This is a genomic window from Pelagibius sp. Alg239-R121, assembly GCF_947331435.1.
In the GTDB taxonomy this organism is placed as follows: Bacteria; Pseudomonadota; Alphaproteobacteria; order Kiloniellales; family Kiloniellaceae; genus Denitrobaculum.
On record NZ_CAMZOF010000003.1, the window covers coordinates 164,705 to 182,942 of the forward strand.

14 protein-coding genes and 1 riboswitch are annotated in these 18,238 nt (G+C 55.3%); of the genes, 9 read left to right on the plus strand and 5 right to left on the minus strand.

The features are described from left to right. Window positions 1-49 precede the first annotated feature (49 nt). From QMZ18_RS11195 to glnT, 5 genes are all read left to right on the plus strand, one after another. Window positions 50-967 carry a bifunctional 5,10-methylenetetrahydrofolate dehydrogenase/5,10-methenyltetrahydrofolate cyclohydrolase gene (locus QMZ18_RS11195; RefSeq protein WP_282606382.1) on the plus strand — a complete coding sequence of 306 codons (918 nt, stop codon included), beginning with the start codon at window positions 50-52 and terminating at the stop codon, window positions 965-967. Between the two features lie 82 nt (window positions 968-1,049). After that, window positions 1,050-1,955 (plus strand): glutamine amidotransferase family protein, encoded by a 906-nt coding sequence (locus QMZ18_RS11200; RefSeq protein WP_282606383.1) that lies wholly within the window; start codon window positions 1,050-1,052, stop codon window positions 1,953-1,955. Further along, window positions 1,955-2,656, plus strand: coding sequence for a protein GlxC (locus QMZ18_RS11205; protein ID WP_282606384.1), 702 nt, complete (start codon window positions 1,955-1,957; stop codon window positions 2,654-2,656). Before QMZ18_RS11200 ends, QMZ18_RS11205 begins: the two co-directional genes overlap by 1 nt. Before the next feature lie 12 nt (window positions 2,657-2,668). Beyond that, window positions 2,669-3,985 (plus strand): FMN-binding glutamate synthase family protein, encoded by a 1,317-nt coding sequence (locus QMZ18_RS11210; protein ID WP_282606385.1) that lies wholly within the window; start codon window positions 2,669-2,671, stop codon window positions 3,983-3,985. Window positions 3,986-4,156: 171 nt separating this feature from the next. Further along, on the plus strand, window positions 4,157-5,464 hold the full coding sequence (gene glnT, locus QMZ18_RS11215) for a type III glutamate--ammonia ligase (RefSeq protein ID WP_282606386.1): 1,308 nt from the start codon (window positions 4,157-4,159) through the stop codon (window positions 5,462-5,464). Between the two features lie 62 nt (window positions 5,465-5,526). On the opposite strand, the gene QMZ18_RS11220 is transcribed toward glnT, so the two are convergent. After that, the gene (locus QMZ18_RS11220) at window positions 5,527-7,461 is read right to left on the minus strand and encodes a methyl-accepting chemotaxis protein (RefSeq protein ID WP_282606387.1); all 1,935 of its coding nucleotides are present in this window, start codon (window positions 7,459-7,461) and stop codon (window positions 5,527-5,529) included. A gap of 314 nt (window positions 7,462-7,775) precedes the next feature. Further along, a riboswitch (glycine riboswitch) is annotated at window positions 7,776-7,868 on the plus strand. Between the two features lie 234 nt (window positions 7,869-8,102). Here QMZ18_RS11220 and QMZ18_RS11225 point away from each other — a divergent pair. Next, window positions 8,103-9,464: a sodium:alanine symporter family protein gene (locus QMZ18_RS11225; RefSeq protein ID WP_282606388.1), complete on the plus strand. Its 1,362-nt coding sequence runs from the start codon at window positions 8,103-8,105 to the stop codon at window positions 9,462-9,464. A gap of 309 nt (window positions 9,465-9,773) precedes the next feature. After that, window positions 9,774-11,963, plus strand: coding sequence for a malate synthase G (locus tag QMZ18_RS11230; RefSeq protein ID WP_282606389.1), 2,190 nt, complete (start codon window positions 9,774-9,776; stop codon window positions 11,961-11,963). Window positions 11,964-11,990: 27 nt separating this feature from the next. Here QMZ18_RS11230 and QMZ18_RS11235 read toward each other — a convergent pair whose 3' ends face one another. The 3 genes from QMZ18_RS11235 to QMZ18_RS11245 form a co-directional block, all read right to left on the minus strand. Beyond that, the gene (locus QMZ18_RS11235; RefSeq protein WP_282606390.1) at window positions 11,991-12,353 is read right to left on the minus strand and encodes a cytochrome c family protein; all 363 of its coding nucleotides are present in this window, start codon (window positions 12,351-12,353) and stop codon (window positions 11,991-11,993) included. A 185-nt stretch (window positions 12,354-12,538) separates the two neighbouring features. Further along, window positions 12,539-12,973, minus strand: coding sequence for a ferritin-like domain-containing protein (locus tag QMZ18_RS11240; protein WP_282606391.1), 435 nt, complete (start codon window positions 12,971-12,973; stop codon window positions 12,539-12,541). Between the two features lie 269 nt (window positions 12,974-13,242). Then, window positions 13,243-13,971 carry an RNA polymerase sigma factor gene (locus QMZ18_RS11245; RefSeq protein ID WP_282606392.1) on the minus strand — a complete coding sequence of 243 codons (729 nt, stop codon included), beginning with the start codon at window positions 13,969-13,971 and terminating at the stop codon, window positions 13,243-13,245. Between the two features lie 358 nt (window positions 13,972-14,329). Here QMZ18_RS11245 and QMZ18_RS11250 point away from each other — a divergent pair, with 358 nt between their 5' ends. Together QMZ18_RS11250 and QMZ18_RS11255 are read left to right on the plus strand one after the other, a co-directional pair. Next, entirely contained in the window at window positions 14,330-14,983 is a 654-nt protein-coding gene (locus QMZ18_RS11250) for a TetR/AcrR family transcriptional regulator (protein WP_282606393.1), read from the plus strand. A gap of 342 nt (window positions 14,984-15,325) precedes the next feature. Continuing rightward, window positions 15,326-17,248 (plus strand): PAS domain-containing hybrid sensor histidine kinase/response regulator, encoded by a 1,923-nt coding sequence (locus QMZ18_RS11255; RefSeq protein WP_282606394.1) that lies wholly within the window; start codon window positions 15,326-15,328, stop codon window positions 17,246-17,248. Window positions 17,249-17,283: 35 nt separating this feature from the next. Here QMZ18_RS11255 and glxR read toward each other — a convergent pair whose 3' ends face one another. Continuing rightward, window positions 17,284-18,177, minus strand: a complete 894-nt coding sequence (gene glxR, locus QMZ18_RS11260; RefSeq protein WP_282606824.1) for a 2-hydroxy-3-oxopropionate reductase — start codon at window positions 18,175-18,177, stop codon at window positions 17,284-17,286. Window positions 18,178-18,238 lie beyond the last annotated feature (61 nt).

The window sequence follows — 18,238 nt, forward strand, 5'->3', positions numbered from 1 at the left end:
GCGCTTTATTTGTTGAATGAGCGCCTGGGCGGGGGATAGGTATTTTTTTATGAAGAGTGAGATCGAACACAAGCTGCTTGACGGTCGGGGTATTGCTGCCCGTATGCGGGAGGCCATTGCCGCAGACGTCGGTCTATTGAAGAAAGGTGGTTGGGCACCCAAGCTCGTTTCCATCTGCGTTGGAGACGAAGATGCCGCCCACATCTATGTCCGCAACCAGCGCCGGGCAGCTGAAAAAGTGGGGATGGCCTTTGAGCCTAGGACTTATCCGGCTGATATCGGCGCAGAAGAACTTCTGGGTATCGTGCAAGGCTTGAACGTCGATCCACGCATTACCGGTGTGATCATTCAGCGACCCATGCCCGATCATATCCAAGTCCGTGATATCCAGCGTGCCGTTCATCCGCTGAAGGATCTGGAGGGCATGCATCCCTCAAATATCGGCGACATTGTCTATAACGATCTGCGAATGGGGCCCTGTACTGCCGTTGCGGCTGTTGAAATGCTCAAGCAGACGCCGTTGCAACTTGAAGGTCTGGAGGTGACCGTTATTGGTCACTCGGCGATCGTCGGCAAGCCTATCGCCTTCCTGCTGATGGCGGAAGGGGCGACCGTTAATGTCTGTCACCATATGACGCGCAATGTGGCGGTGCATTCGCGCCAAGCCGATGCCGTGTTCGTTGCAGTGGGCAAACCCGGCCTGGTAACGGGCGATATGATTAAGCCCGGTGCGGCGGTCATCGACATCGGCATCAATCAGATCGAGACGCCCGATGGCCCGAAAGTGGTCGGTGATGCCGACTTCGACAGCTGCGCGGAAGTCGCAGGTTGGATCACGCCTGTGCCAGGCGGCGTCGGCCCGGTAACGGTCGCGACCCTGCTGCGCAATGCCGTTACGGCAGCCCGATTGCAGCAGGAGCACTATGAGATGGCCTTTTCGGAGGAAAAACCGCAAAGCGTGCGGTAATTTACCTTGACGTTTTCTTCTGGTGAAAATAATTTTCTTTTGAGGATTGTTTTCGCCTTCAGAAATCGGAGAGGTGACCGGAATGTGTGGCATCGTCGGCTTGTACTTAAAATCCAGCAGTCTCAAGGACCGGCTCGGCGAGATGTTTACGCCTATGCTGATCGAGATGACCGACCGCGGTCCTGATAGCGCGGGTGTTGCAGTTTACCATGAACCCGCTGCAGACGGGCAGGTGAAGATTACCGCGTTCCACCCCGACGAAGAATTTGATTGGGATGCGCTTGCGGATGCCGTTGGAAGCGATCTGAACTTGTCCATCGCCCACCACCCTAACGGTTCGCATCACGTGCTGATCGCAAATGGAGACTCCGATACCATCGAAGCGGTTATCGAGGCTTATGACCCTGCGTTGCAGGTGATGAGTGCCGGGACGACGATCGAAATTTACAAGGAAACCGGCTTACCCGAAGAGGTGGCCGAGAAATTCAGCCTGAAGGATATGAAAGGCAGCCATGCCGTTGGTCATACCCGCATGGCGACTGAAAGCGCTGTAACCACGGCAGGATCTCATCCTTTCTCGACCGGGCTGGACCTTTGTCTCGTTCATAACGGGTCGCTGTCGAACCATAATCGCTTGCGCGAGCATCTTGCTGCGCATCGCGGCATAGAATTCAAGACCCAGAACGATACTGAGGTTGCCGCAGCCTACGTCTCCGACAAGATGAATTCGGGCCGCACGCTGCACGAGGCCCTTGAAGACAGCATCAAAGATCTGGACGGTTTTTACACCTTCGTCGTTGGGACACGCGACGGTTTTGCGGTCTTGCGTGATCCCATTGCCTGCAAACCTGCGGTCTTGGCGGAGACTGATGATTACGTGGCTTTTGCATCCGAATATCGTGCTCTTGTCGACCTGCCGGGCATAGAGTCGGCGAAGGTTTGGGAGCCGGAGCCGGCCGTGGTCTACAGCTGGGGAGGGCGGGCCTGATGGCATCGGGGGAAAACATTGAGGTGCTCGACCTCGCGCTGACTGAATTGCGCGATGTGAATGCCCGGCTCCAGGGGGATGGTGCTTCGGCAAACGGTTTTTTCCGAATTATCAATCCACGCGGCGCCCATGCCTTGGCCTGCGGTCTCGATAACGAGATCGAGGTCGAAGTCGAGGGACACACCGGCTACTACTGTGCCGGCATGAATCAGAAGGCCAAGGTTGTGATCAACGGCAATGCCGGTCAGGGCGTGGCCGAGAACATGATGTCGGGCGAAGTCCGGGTGACCGGCGACGTCAGTCAGTCGGCAGGCGCGACGGCACATGGCGGCCTGCTGGTGATCGAAGGCAACGCTGCCGCGCGCTGCGGCATTTCGCTCAAAGGCGGCGACATCGTGGTCAAGGGCAATGTGGGCCACATGAGCATGTTCATGGCCCAGGCCGGCACACTTGTTGTGCTGGGTGATGCAGGGGATGCCTTGGGCGATTCGCTCTATGAGGCGCAGATCTATGTCCGCGGAAGTGCAGACAACCTGGGTGCCGACTGTATCGAAAAGGAGATGCGTGCCGAGCATCATGAAAAGCTGCGCGTCCTTCTGGAGAAAGCCGGCTGCTCCGACGTCGATGTTTCCGAATTCAAACGTTACGGCTCGGCGCGCGCACTCTACAACTTCAAGCCCGACAACGTCGACGCTTACTAGGAATCTCAAGCCATGGACGATATGAACTGGAGTCTGAAGGAATCCCATTCCTTTGATCGCAACACCATCGCCGAGATTCGCCGTGCGGCGCAGACCGGGCTTTACCGGATCCGCGGCTTCGGCGCGAAGCGGCAGGTTCCTACTCTTGATGACCTTGTCTTTCTGGGTGCCTCAATGTCCCGCTATCCACTGGAGGGGTACCGCGAGAAGTGCGACACCAGCGTTACGCTGGGCGCTCGTTACGCCAAGAAGCCGATCGAGTTGAAGATACCGATCACCATTGCCGGAATGTCTTTCGGCTCTCTCTCCGCTAATGCCAAGGAAGCGCTGGGACGAGGAGCGTCGGAATTGGGTACCTCCACGACCACCGGTGATGGCGGCATGACGCCGGAGGAACGCGGACACTCCACGCAGCTCGTCTATCAGTATCTGCCCTCGCGATATGGCATGAATCCGAACGACCTGCGCAAGGCGGACGCTATCGAAATTGTGGTGGGACAGGGCGCCAAGCCCGGCGGTGGCGGCATGCTGCTGGGACAAAAAATCACCGAGCGGGTTGCCGAGATGCGCACGCTGCCTGAAGGGATCGATCAGCGCTCGGCGTGCCGGCATCCGGATTGGACCGGGCCGGACGACCTGGCGATTAAGATTCTCGAACTACGCGAGATCACCAACTGGGAAAAGCCAATCTATATCAAGTGCGGAGCAGCGCGTCCGTACTACGATACGGCTCTCGCGGTGAAGGCGGGCGCGGATGTTGTGGTGATGGACGGCATGCAGGGTGGCACGGCGGCCACGCAGGATGTCTTCATCGAACATGTGGGCCAACCGACGTTGGCCGCGATTCCCCAGGCCGTTCAGGCGCTGAAGGATCTGGACATGCACCGCAAAGTGCAGCTGATTGTCGGTGGTGGTATCCGCTCCGGCGCCGATGTTGCCAAGGCACTGGCACTGGGCGCGGACGCGGTTTCGATCGGCACGGCTGCGCTGATCGCGCTGGGTGACAATGATCCGGCGTTTGAGGAAGATTACAAAAAACTCGGCACCCGCGCCGGTTTCTGGGAAGATTATCAGGACGGCAGCGATCCGGCCGGCATCACCACGCAGAGCCCGGAACTCTCCAGCCGCCTCGATCCGGTGAAAGCCGGGCGGCGTCTGGCGAACTACCTGCGGGTGTTGACGCTAGAGACCCAGACACTGGCCCGTGCGAACGGCAAGAGCCACGTACATAACATGGAACCGGAAGATCTCGTCGCATTGAGCGTCGAGGCTGCTGCCATGGCCGGGGTGCCGCTGGCGGGAACGAGCTGGATTCCGGGAAGGGACTAAAGGGAAACTAAGCAATAGCCGGTTCACGCTCTATTTCGAAAGCAAGTGAAACGATCAGATTCTGACATTAAGCTGCAAAGCAGCGCCTGTAGACAAGAATAGCAACTCAAGAGCCGAAGGGCCGGGCGCGCGATGTGGGGGCAATAACAAGAACGAGAAAGAGAGGCTAACGTGGCTCAAGATCTGGCAAAGGTGGCCAAGGCCAAGGGGATTAAATACTTTCTGATCAGCTTTACCGATCTCTTCGGGGTTGTGCGTTCAAAGCTGGCGCCGGCGCAAGCCATAGCCGACATGCAGAAAAACGGCGCTGGATTTGCCGGATTCGCAGCCTATCTGGATATGTCACCGGCAGATGCGGACATGTTCGGAATGCCCGATGCGGACCACATGATCCAGCTACCCTGGAAGCCCGAAGTTGCGTGGTTGCCCAGTGATGTTTACCTCAGTGGCAAGGCGGTGGAGCACGGCCCGCGCTACGTTCTAAAGCAGGTGCTGGCCAAGGCGAAGGCGAGAAAGCTCTCGGTCTATTCCGGGGTCGAATGTGAGTATTTTCTGCTGACACAAGATGGGCAAAACCTGGCGGACGAATACGATACGCTGTCCAAACCTTGCTATGATCAGCAGGCGCTGATGCGGCGCTACGACCTGATCACCGAGATCTGCGACAACATGCTGGCGCTGGGCTGGGGTCCTTATCAGAACGACCACGAGGACGCCAACGGCCAGTTCGAGATGAATTGGGACTATACCGAAGCCCTCACAACCGCTGACCGGCACACCTTTTTTAAGTTCATGGTCAAGACCTTGGCGGAGAAGCATGGCCTGCGCGCGACCTTCATGCCCAAGCCCATGGCGCATCTGACCGGCAATGGCTGCCATGCGCACATCTCGGTTTGGAATACATCGGGTAAAAAGAACCTGATGGAAGACCCTAAGGGTGAGCTCGGTCTTTCGGACCTAGCCTACAATTTCATCGGCGGCCTGCTCAAAAATGCCGAAGCCATGACTTTGATCACCAATCCGGTGGTGAACAGTTACAAGCGGATCAACGCGCCACGGACCACTTCGGGTGCCACCTGGGCACCGAACACTGTAACCTACGGCGGCAATAATCGGTCCCACATGATCCGCATTCCCGACAACAATCGCATTGAGGTGCGGTTAGCCGACGGTGCGGCCAATCCTTACCTGCTGCAGGCCAGTTTGATTTCGGCGGGCCTGCACGGCATCGATAATAAAATCGATCCCGGCAAGCGGCTGGATATCGACATGTATGCCGAAGGGCACAAGGTCAAGAATGCGCCCCAGCTGCCGCTTAATATGCTCGACGCCATTCGTTATTTCGAGAAAAGCAAGGTGCTTCCCGAGATGCTCGGCAAGGAATTCTGCGACGCTTACGCGAAGATGAAGTTCGCCGAGTGGAACGACTACATGCACCACTTCTCGGAATGGGAACGGCACAACGCGATCGACGTATAGGAGCGTCAAGGCTACGTGCGGGCTTATAACAGAGCTCGCACTATCTTCTCGCTCAATTGGCGTCAAGCGGCCGTCTGTACTTCCATGCTCAAGCAGTGGCGCTGACAATGCTCTTGGAACAGCCTTTCGAGTGCGGCTTCACCCATGAGGTCGCCGGGTTCGTCCCGGAAGCTGATCGTGTGGTCCAGTACTTCGCCCTGCCATTTCCGTTCGAGAGTTTCGCGCTCGGGCTGCGTCTGGAACCAGGCGACGAACTGGTTGATGGCGGAGAGCAGCCGATAAGATGACGGCTCTGCCGCCACTGCCACCGCATAGTAATATGGCACCGGCGCCAGATTGCCGGAAATGATCTCGATCTTGCCGTTCCAGGGACTGGCAGGATCGTTGCAGGCCCAATAGTAGATCGGAAGGTCGACCGCGAAGGCATCGACGACACCTTCCACAAGACAGTCGTGGATTTTCGATTGGTCTGTGTAGGCGACGAGGTTGCTGAGTTTGGCGCGACCGCCGGGTTCGGACTCATTGTCGGCCCAGCGGACGCCCGCATCCTGGAGCACCGCGAACGCACCTGGATCGTTGATAATCCCGAGTGACTTTCCATCAAGATCCTGCAGATCCTTGATCCCGTCGTTTCCGGCCGCGCGCGCCAGAACGAACGGCAGGTAGGTGTAGGTCTCTGAGTAGGCGATATTGCCATAGGTTTCGTTCGGCGGCAGCGCGCTCCATACCACATCTGCCTTGGGCTGTCCCGGATTGGGGCCGGCAAACAAAAGTTCCGTAACGATGTCCCACGGCTGCTCAATGAATTCGCAGTCAACACCAAGCCATTTGGCGAAGGCGCGGGCATAGTCGGCGTCCATTCCACTCAAAGGGTCTTGAGGCTTGCTTCTGAAGGAAAGGCCGACGAAGGAGGGTTCTATCGCAACCCTGAGCTTGCCCTCGCGTTTGATCGCGTCGAGGCGATCGAAGGCGACATCTGTGGTGATGTGATTGTTGGCGAGGAGGCGGTTCATCTCGCGTTGCCCATCCGCGTCATTCCGATGGCCGCCGAGCACCTTGGACAGATCGTCGAGGTCGCTGCGTGCCCATTGGATCTTGGCCAATGAGCGTTTCGAAGCGTCGTTGCTGCCTTCGAGAACTGCAGTCACAAACTGATTGTGTTCCTCTATTTCCTTCAGATGCTCGGCCATCTCGACGAAAAGCGCCTGCAGGCGCTCTAACGCATTGCCGATATCGCTGCCCAGGCCATCGAGGGCTTCTCCGGCTCTGGCCGTTGTGGATTCAAGCAAAGTCGAGATATCGGAAAGATCGATCAATTCGCCGGCTTCTTTTGCGCGTTCCATGGTTCTCTGCGCCAGATCGCGTACTTCCTGGGCGACCACCGCGAAACCGAGGCCGTGTTCGCCAGCGCGGTTGGCCTCGATCGTTGCATTCAGCGACAGCAAGCGAACACCTTTACCGATATCCTGAATTCCCTGAAGCACCTGGGCGGTGCCCTCTGCTTTTTCCTTCAGTTCCTCACCAATTTTCTGAAGGTCTTCGAAAATTTGCTGCGAAGCGCCCGCGATCTGACCATTCGCTTGATCTCTCAAGGCAGCCGATGTTGTCGTGCTTTGACCAACCTGTTGGCTGGTGGCATCGAGAGCAAGGCGCAGTTTCTGAGAGCTGCCGTCGATTTCTTTGTTGAAGTACTCCTGGAGATTTCCTGCACCCTCTGCCTGGCTTTGTAGGTGGGCGACATGCTGGACCAATTTGTAGGTACCGCGCGCCATAGAGGTCTGTCGAACCGATGATGGTTCGTCGAGTGTTTGCGCAGAAGAGCCCCGTATCTTCGCCGCGACATCCGATAGGGCCTGTGCGAGCGGGCCATCGCCTTGCGGCAGGCTCGAGAAATCGTTCTCCAAAAAGCTCTGTAGCGCCTTCAGCAGCTCGAATTGCGAAATGTCGCGAAAGCCTTGATTGGGCTCTGCGTCCGGATTTGCGTTGGAAACGGTCATGTCGTTGTTCCAGTAGGCTTTGCTAATCAGAGGAAGAAAAACCGATACAACTATACAGCGGTTTTGGTTAACTCCTGGCTAACGTATGTGGAGAAAATTTTTCCTGCGAGGAAATATTCTTGGTCGGTTGGAGTGAAGGGCAATATTTGACTAAAGTTGTGGCAGGTAATTGATTTTGCGTAATTTACTTCGCAATCTAACTAGACTTCAGCTGCTTCGGCGATATCACTTAGACGTTAACGTTGATCTGTTGGGTTGAATCCTTGTTTCCGATTTGTTAAGCAACTGCACCTTCTTTGGGCAGTCATGCCTAAAGGCTGGGCACCGGGAGAGTTCGTTTTCTATGAAACGGCGCCGAAGGAGCAACCGCCCCGGAAACTCTCAGGCAACCGAACTGGGCCCGGCTTTAAGGTAATCTGGAAAGTACCCGTGCGTCTTTTCGCGCGGCGTCACCGACGGAGTAAGGGCTGTTCCGGCCCGCATCTCTCAGGTCAATGACAGATGGGGTCGTAGACGAAAGTCTGGGCCTGTCTGTGATTGATCTCATCGAATACCACAGTTCCCAGAAGTTTTCGCCAACGTCGTTCAACACGCCCTACCGGTCGTCGTGAACTAACCCGTAGGGCATTTGGGAGGAAATCGTGGAAGCAATTACTGAAGCCGTAGGCTGGCTGAACGGGGTGGTATGGGGCGTTCCCATGCTGGTCCTGATCCTGGGTGTTGGTTTTTTTCTAATGATGGGCCTGAGACTGATGCCCATTCTCCGTATTCCCTTTGGATTTGGCCTGTTATGGCGCGGCCGGATTCCCGGTGGTGAAGGTGAAATCAGCCCCTTCAACGCACTGATGACGTCGCTGTCTGCAACAATCGGGACCGGAAATATCGCCGGTGTGGCGACGGCAATTTTTCTCGGCGGCCCTGGCGCAGTCTTCTGGATGTGGATGACGGCGTTGGTCGGCATGGCGACCAAGTATGCCGAAGCCGTTTGTGCGGTTCATTATCGTGAGGAAGACGAACGCGGCAAGTTTGTCGGCGGGCCGATGTACTACATCCAAAATGGCCTGGGCGCGAAATGGAAGTGGCTCGCGATTGCATTTGCTCTCTTTGCCGGTATCGCCGGCTTTGGCATTGGTAACATGGTCCAGTCCAACTCGATCGCCAATGCGCTTGAAACCAGCTTTTCAATCCCTGAGTGGCTGACCGGTATCGTGTTGGTCGTGCTCGTTGGCGCGGTCCTTCTGGGTGGCATTCAACGTATCTCCACCGTTGCCGGTAAGCTGGTTCCCATCATGGCTGTTGCCTACATCGCGGCGGGGTCGTTGGTTCTGATCATAAATGCCGGTGCCATTCCCGATGCTTTTGGCCTCATCTTTTCGCATGCCTTTTCGCCAGCGGCTGCAACGGGCGGATTTGCCGGTGCGGCAGTTTGGGCGGCCATCCGTTTCGGTGTCGCCCGCGGCGTCTTTTCGAACGAAGCCGGTCTCGGTTCCGCACCGATCGCGCATGCCGCTGCCCAGACCAAAGGTCCTGTCAGTCAAGGGTTGGTAGCTATGCTTGGAACGTTCATTGACACGATCGTGGTCTGTACCTTTACGGCATTGGCCATCCTGGTGACCGGTGCGTGGACGAGTGGCGAAACAGGTGCAGCGCTTACTTCGTCTGCCTTCGATCTCGCGCTTCCCGGTGTCGGCGGTTATGTCATTGCCGTTGCGCTGGCGATCTTTGCCTTCACGACCATTCTCGGCTGGAGCTATTATTGCGAGCGGTCGCTTCAGTATCTCTTCGGCGTAAAAATCATTATGCCATTCCGGGTAGTCTGGTCGCTTGCGGCTATGGTCGGTGCGCTTCTAAAACTGGATTTCGTCTGGCTGCTTGCAGATACGTTAAATGCCATGATGGCAATCCCCAATCTGATTGCCTTGGCGCTCTTGAGCCCTGTCGTATTTTCGCTCACCAAGAAGTTCTTCGAGTCACGCGGAGCGTCTGAAGATAATCCATTCTAAAGGAATTGCCCTCAGCCCGCGGCGTTACCACCGCAGCGGGTTGAGGCTCTCCCGTCCTTCAATTATTTCTTGATATGAGACGTTTTCACGGAAAAATCAGTACGGCTTTAGGCGTAAATCTTAAGGCCTCTGAAAGATTTTTCGTGCAGATTTAGAATTTATCTAATTGAAAAATATGTGAAAAATAACTTCATGCCGCATCGTGAAAAAGTTTCCCACGAAAAGGCAAATCTCTGTAAGCCTAACAAGCGTTCGGATTGAGTCCGCACGCCATCCCCCTTTTTGCAAAGCTAGGTCCAAGGTTAAGTCATGTCAGACTACGTCGTTATCAATGGTCTATCGATCGATCGCCAATTGGTTCAGTTCATCGAACAGGAAGCCCTGCCCGGGACTGGTCTCGATGCTTCGGGATTTTGGGCCGGCTTCGGTGCGATCATGCGCGATTTGGTACCGCTGAACCGGCTTTTGCTCGACAAGCGCGATCGTATTCAGCGGGAAATCGATACCTGGCACCGCAACCAATCTAACGAAGCGATTGATCCAGCGGCATACCGAACTTTCCTTTCCGATATCGGTTATCTGCTGCCGGAAGGCGAGGATTTTTCCGTAGGGACACAGAATGTCGATGACGAAGTTGCGCAGATTGCCGGCCCGCAGCTCGTCGTGCCTCTCATGAATGCACGCTATTCGTTGAACGCTGCCAATGCGCGCTGGGGCAGTCTGTACGACGCATTGTACGGAACGGACGTTATTGCGCAGAGTGGTGCTGGGCACTCCGGGTATGACCCCGTTCGCGGTCGAGCAGTCATCGATTATGCGCGTGGTTTTTTAGACGAAAGCGCCGCACTTTCCGGTGGGCGGTCGCATAAGGAAGTTGTCAGATATCACGTCGCCGGCGAAGCCTTAAGCGCCGATTTAAATGATGGCACCAGCGTCGGTCTGCTCGCACCGTCGAAGTTTGCCGGCTACCGGGGGGACACCAACTCACCGACATCGATCTTACTTGTCAACAACCGGCTCCATCTGGAAGTCTGTATCGATCCGACGACGCTTGTCGGGAAGTCCGATCCGGCCGGCGTATCGGATATTCAGGTCGAAGCCGCATTGACGGCGATTATGGACTGTGAAGACTCTATTGCGGCCGTCGACAGCGAGGACAAGGTGGCGGTCTATCGAAACTGGCTGGGTCTGATGAAGGGGAATCTGTCGGCCGAACTCAGCAAGGGCGGCAAGACAATCACCCGGTCGCTGAATGCAGATCGCGAATTCCTCTCGCCGTCGGGTTCGTCGCTGGTTCTGGCGGGCCGCAGTCTTATGCTGATCCGCAATGTCGGTCACTTGATGACCACACCAGCGGTTCTCGATTCTGCGGGGCGGGAACTGCCCGAGGGGATCCTCGATGCAATTGTGACATCATTGCTTGCGATGCACGATCTGCGTGCCAGCGGCGGCTTGCGAAACTCTCGCGAGGGGTCGGTTTATATCGTCAAACCAAAGATGCATGGCCCTGAGGAGGTTGCCTTTGCCGACCTGCTGTTCGAGCGTGTCGAGGATCTGCTTGGGCTGGAACGCGCGACCTTGAAGATCGGGATCATGGACGAAGAACGACGGACGACGGTCAATCTGAAAGAATGCATCCGCAATGTGAAGGATCGCCTGGTCTTCATCAACACAGGCTTCCTCGATCGTACCGGCGATGAGATTCACACCTCAATGGAGGCAGGCCCCATGGCGCGTAAGGCCGATATGAAAGCCGCTACCTGGCTCGGCGCTTATGAAAATTGGAATGTGGATGTCGGCCTCGCCTGCGGTCTTCAGGGACACGCGCAGATCGGCAAGGGCATGTGGGTCATGCCTGATCGGATGGCCGACATGATGGAACAGAAGACCGGACATCCAATGGCCGGCGCAAATACCGCGTGGGTGCCGTCACCGACTGCCGCGACGCTGCACGCACTGCACTACCACAGAGTCGACGTTCGATTGCGGCAGGAAGAACTGAAGCAACGGTCACGCACATCTTTGGACGGTATCCTGACCATACCCCTCGCTGCCGATCCGAACTGGAGCGAAGAAGAGATCCAGGAGGAACTGGACAATAACATTCAGTCCATCTTGGGCTATGTGGTGCGTTGGGTCGACCAAGGGATCGGGTGTTCCAAGGTGCCCGATATCAACGATGTTGGATTGATGGAAGACCGTGCGACACTTCGGATTTCAAGCCAATTGATGGCGAACTGGCTACGCCACGAGATCTGTACAAAGCAGCAGATTCAAGAAACTCTGGAGCGTATGGCGGCTGTGGTCGATGCTCAAAATGCAGGCGACACCCACTATGTTCCCATGGCGCCTGCCTGCAATGGCCACGCATTTAACGCGGCACGGGATCTGATCTTTCAGGGCTGCGATGTACCGTCGGGTTACACCGAACCGACCCTACATGCACTCCGACTCAGGGTGAAAGCGGAGGCAAAAGGTGTCGCGGCAATGGCCTCCTGAGCAAGGCGCTGGCCGTAACAACAAAAACTAGTTGCAGACAGACGGATCTCGATTTTGTTGCGCCAGATAGGCAATCAAATCGGCTCGTTCTTGCGCGTCTTTAATCCCCGCATAGCCCATGCGGTTTTTGGGTAAGAAAGCTCGAGTGTCCGTCAGAAAGGCGTCGAGCGAATCCTCTGACCAGATAATGCCTGAATTGATCATGGCCTTAGAGTAACGGAATCCCTTTACGCTGCCAGCTTTACGGCCAAAAAGACCGCAGTGACGTGGTCCGGTCCGGTCGCGTTTGAGAGAGTGACAGGCTTTGCAGCGGCCGTAAATGCTTTCGCCGCGGAGTGCATCACCGGAAACGACCGTGTCCTCCGCTTGCGCCGGGAGGACGATTGCCATGAGGATAGAACCAATCCAGACAGACAGTTTCGTTCGGTTTGTTAGCATGTGAACTCAAACATAGGGCTACCGCATTCTAAAAAAGACCGAGCCCTCTCCAGTATTACTGTTGGAGAGCGATTCATCCCCTTGCTTGCTTCCGTCAGGACAGACCGCGTTATAGAGGGCTCGGTGTAGAAGAGAGATTAGGAAACAAACGCAGACGGCACGGGATCCTGACCAAGAGCTGAACGCAGAATTGCCCAGTGCATGGCCTCGTCGCCAAGAATGCTGGCAGCTGCTTTGGCGAGATCACGATTTGCAAATAGCGGCACCGCGCCCAGGTATGCGCTAACGGCACCTTTTTCCAGTTCTGCGGCAAAGGAAAGCACGTCAGCTTCGCTCTTCAGCTTCTCGACCGGGAAGTTATAGTCGGCTTTTGCAGTTTCCGCTGTGCCGCCAAGTTTTGTAACTGTCGAGGCCAGGACGTCGACATGTTCTTTATGATGTCCCTGGAATTTTACAGCAATTGGTAACACCCCGGCACTAAGCAGACCGCTTTCCGCCCCAAGTTGGTATGCGGCAATTGCCTCCAGTTCGGCGCCAATTGCTGAATTGAGAATATTGATGTCATCTTCCACTGACCCGGTGTCGGCGTTTGCCGCAATTGTGTCGCAGCCTGCGAGTAAGGCGACAGCGCTCGCCGACAGGAGTGTGGCCCCGGACTTTGAAAAGAAGATGCGCCTGGAGAAACTCTGGAATTTGTTTTCGTATCCGCTTACGAGGCCAGGCGTGTTTAAGGGTTGGCCGGTCATGGAATAACCTCCTTGTTCAGATTCAGTTTTGTTTACTTAATTCGCCGCCCTGCTGGGCTCCGGATTACCCCTCGGCTTAATTGGGCGGCGTTCCGCTAACGCTCCCTGAGCGTCAAGCGTTCCAGTACTCGTGCAACCGTGCGATCACAGCGTTTGCCGAGAAAAGTGAAAGTGTCGTCGAGCGCGTCGTCGATCATGTCCTGAAGCTGAGCCTTCATCTGCTGCTTTGCGCGGTGCGTGCGCGTTTTAACGGTCGCTTCCGGAATCTGCAGAATCTTTGCAGTCTCTTCGATTGAAAGCTGTTCGACCACGCGTAGAACAAAGACGCTCCGGAAACCCTCGGGCAACCGGTTTATCGCCTGTTCGATCAAGCCCCGCACTTGACCACGCTCTGCCAGAGCTTCCGGGTTCTCAGGGGCATCGCGGTCAAAAGGGACAACGACATCATCATTGCTTAATCGATCTCCTTGAATCTGCGAAAACTGTTCTCGTTCCCGTTGCCCCCGCCTTGTACGACCCAAAGCTTCGTTCAAAACGATCCGAGACAACCAAGTGGAAAAGGTCGAACGTCCCTCGAAACTCTCTAGATTTGTGAAAGCCCTGACATAGGCGTCCTGCAATGCGTCTTCAGCATCGCTGTCGGTGGCTGTTACGCTGCGGGCGAGCCGGAAAAACCGCTGATTGTAACGGCGCATTATAGCTTCGAAAGCATGTAATTCGCCGGAGCGAGCGTCTCTGGCCAACTGTTCATCGGTTGCTTTTCTTGCGTAGACCATGGCGCTACCTGTCGCGGATTGGGTGTCGTCCAATCTTACTTCGGTCATAGCTTTTGGGTCCTTGCAAGTCAGATATGTCCATTAGATGCGCTGACCTTCGAAAAGGTTCCCGTAACAAGCAAAAAAATCTGTTGGTTGTTAAAATGCCAAGATACTCAATGAAATAACCTCATGCGCTCCGTTATTTCTGCATTTAGCGAAATGTTCACGCGGCGTGTTTTCCGGCCCGAATACTATGGTTATCGCTTCAGACCTGCATCCATTCTGTAATGTTTCTGGTACATTTCGGCAGGAGCGTTACAATGGCGCCCGAAAACTGCCCAATTTTTGGTCACGCCGTTGTTGTTTTTTACCAAATAGGGTGTCGCGCTCTTTGAGCTAAAAGATTGATCTGGATGGAATAATCATGCAGGAGCAGCGAAATACATCCTCCAATGAGACTGCACGTCGGTCTCGTGGACGCCCGCGGTCGTTCGATCGAAACGAGGTGCTCAGCCGCGCCGTAAAGGTGTTTTGGGCGCGCGGGTATGATGCCGCCTCCATCGAGGACCTGACTGAAGCCTTGGGCATCAAGCGCTCCAGCCTATACCACGAGTTCGGTGGCAAAGAGGCGCTTTTCCTGGCGGCGATTGACCACTATATCGAAGATCTCATCCTGCCGTGCTTGGAACGACTGGAGCAAGGACAGGCGCTTTCCGCGGATCTATCTGATTTCTTTGACGCTATACTCAGCGTGACTTGCAGTCCCGATGGGCCGAAGGGGTGCCTGGTTGCAACGGTGCTTGCGGATACGGCGGAGAATTCACCACGCTTCAGGGCCAAGCTCGTCGAGTGTTTGGATGCTTTGGACGAGATCTTTGCCCGGCGTTTTGAACAGGCTCGACTTTCTGGAGATCTGCCGCGGGACGCAGATGTCGAGCTTCTAGCGCAGCTTTTTGTCAGCTTCAGTCAAGGTTTGACGGTTCGCGCCCGCAGCGGTGTCTCTCTCAAACCACTGAGGGCCGTTGCTGAAGGCGCGTTGCAGAGCCTTCTGCCAAAAACTCCCAACTTCGCAATTTGAAGCAGTGGCGCAAGGAGGTCGTTTCTCTTCGACTAACTTCGTATCCTTATTAATTGCGGGTGCTAACAAAGGACGCGCGTCTCCATAAGCACTTGAATTCCAATAGTTCGCTGGTCACAGATCCTTTTCGCGTGAAACCCTTGCGCGATGAAGTCTTTGATACAACCGGGCATTTGTACGCCGCTTGATGTCAGGTCACGGGAATGTGAAGCGTTTTGGCCAGATGAGCCGGTCGCATTGAGGTAAGTCGGGAATGCGTTAACCAGCAGTAAAACACCTTCCGGTAACATCCCAGGTAGGCCCAGCGATGGGTGATCTTGATAGACGGCGATGATCCGGTCCATGCAATTGGAGAAAGTCCAGCAGCGAAACAGCCATTGGCGGGAGGCAGTTCGACAGGTTCGATCGCTACTTGGCAGCCGGCTGTGCGTTCGCATCGCGGTCATGGTGTTTTTTGGTATTCTAGCCGTTGAAGCCGCTATCCTCGTTCCCTCTTATTACAGCTATAAGCAGGATTTGCTGATCCGCTTGGAAGACATCGGGCATACAGCGGTTATTGCCGGATTGCGCGAGCATGCACACGACAACACCCGAAACTTGCTGATTGCCGGGAAAGGCCTTGCCCGGGGTCCGAGATTTCGCGGCGGGACAATCTACAGTTCGAGCGGAGATTTGATTGGTGGCTTCGGCGTCATCCCTGATCTTGAACTTTTAGGTGCTCAGGAAAACCCAACCCGACGCCGCCTGTCTCCCGATGGTAAATGGTACGACGTGCTTTGGAAGCCAGAGGAAGTAAAACTTCCTTACTTTGTGGTTGGTCGTATGGACGCAGGCTGGATCGCCATCGAGCTTAAGGCCTTTTTGTTGCGGATCGTAGGGCTGGTTCTGTTGATCTCACTTTCGGTTACCGGTCTGACCTTCGTCGTGCTTGGCCGCTATGTACTAAGCCCCATGCTTGATCTCAGTAGCCGGCTTGTAGCTGCGCAGAAAGATCCAGACCATGCCGATCGTTATGTTGCATTGGAAAACAACAATCGTGACGAACTGGGAGAAATGATTGAGGCGCTAAACGGCCTCTTGGAGCGAGTTTCCAGTCTTAGACATCGTGAACGGCGGGAGAATGAACGCCGCTTCAAAGATTTTGCCAATGCGGCATCGGACTGGTTTTGGGAAATGGATGAAACGCTCCATTTCTCATACTTTTCACAGCGCTTTCAGCAGGTTTCGGGGGTCGCCCCTAATGCCCTGTTGGGTAAGACCTGGCGCGCTTTCAGCGATGTTCGGATTCATTCGGGCGCGAATCTGCAGTATGTAGAAGCTCTGCGGTCGCATATGCCGTTTCGTAACTTTGAGTTTTCCTATCGTAGAGCCGACGGTGAAATGTCGTACCAGTCGGCAAATGGAAATCCGATTTTCGACGAGACTGGACGCTTTACCGGCTACCGCGGTACAGGCAGGGATGTGACGGCGAGTCATCTCGCCGGAGAACAGTTGCGTGCCGCAAAGGAACAGGCTGAAGCTGCAAACCGGGCGAAATCTGAGTTCCTTGCCAACATGAGTCATGAACTGAGGACGCCGCTAAATGCAATCAACGGCTTTTCCGAATTGATGATTGCTGGAGCCACCGATTCACTCGGCGCCGAAAAGTATGTCGGGTATGCCAAGGATATCAATGAATCCGGGCGACATTTGCTTCAGGTTATCAACGATATCCTTGATCTGTCGAAGATCGAAGCCGGTAAGCTTGAGCTTTATGAAGACAGCCTTGATGTCTTGTTACTGCTGAAATCCTGCATGATCATCATGAACGAACGTATAGAGGAGCGGGGGCTCGCATTCGAATGCGAAGAGCCGGATGAGCCGCTCTGTCTGTGGGCGGACGAACGAAAGCTTAAGCAGGTCCTGATCAATTTGCTTTCGAACGCGGTTAAGTTCACACCAGAGAGGGGCAGTGTAACTTTGGCGGTTGGCTGCACCAAAGAAGGCGGTATTTCGTTCAGTATTTCGGACACTGGTATTGGGATGTCGCCTGCTTCAATCCCCCAGATCATGCAGCCTTTCACCCAAGTGGATTCGAATCTTAACAGGAAGTACGAAGGAACCGGGCTGGGTCTTCCGTTGACCAAAGCTTTGGTCGAGCTACATGGTGGTCGTTTGGAACTTAGCAGCCAGTTGGGCGAGGGGACGACAGCCGTTGTCTCGCTACCACCCGAGCGGCGTATTATTTGTGAAGAAAAGAAAAGCGTTGGGCGTCAGGCGCGCTGACCTTTGCCGCCAATGCGCCTGCAAACAACCCAGACTTAACTCTCCCCGGCAACCTTGTGGTTAGCCATAAGTTCAAGCGCGCGGACCATGCCCGAGTGATCCCAACCGGACCCACCGTTGGCGGCGCAAGAATTGAAAAGCTCTTGAGCTGTAGCGGTATTGGGTAGGCTGACGCCGAGGGTCTTTGCACCCTGCAGGGCCAGGTTAAGATCTTTCTGATGAAGCTCAATGCGGAAACCAGGTTCAAAGGTCCGATTAATCATGCGCTCGCCATGAACCTCCAGAATGCGAGATGATGCTAGGCCTCCCATCAGAGCTTGACGGACTTTTGAAGGATCTGCGCCGGCCTTGGAGGCAAAGACCAACGCTTCGGCGACGGCTTCAATGTTCAACGCCACAACAATCTGGTTCGCGACTTTTGTGATTTGTCCTGCGCCGTTTTCACCTACCAGCGTAATGTTCTTACCCATCAGGCTGAAGATTGGGTTGGCCCGCTGGAAGGCCGCTTCAGTGCCGCCAACCATGATGGTCAGCGATGCCGCTTTAGCGCCGACTTCACCGCCCGATACCGGCGCATCCAGATAATCGCACCCCAGATCGTTGATCTTCTTGGCAAAAATCTGAGTCTCGATGGGTGAAATCGAACTCATATCGATCACCAGCTTGCCGGCGCTCAATCCGCCTGCGACACTGTTTTCGCCAAACAACACCGACTCGACCTGAGGCGTGTCCGGCACCATGACAATGACGACCTCGGATTGCTCCGCGACTTGCCGTGCATTGGTTGCAACCTTGATACCCTTGTCGAGTAGTTCCTTGGCTGGCGGCGTCCGATGGGTAGTTGTGACGACGCTGTGCCCGCCATCCAACAGGTGTCCTGCCATGGGAACACCCATAATTCCAGTCCCGATAAAGCCGATCGTCGTCATTTCCACTTCCTTTGCGTCTTCCTGCAATTGGTTTCTCCCGCCTGCCGGGGATTTGTTTTAA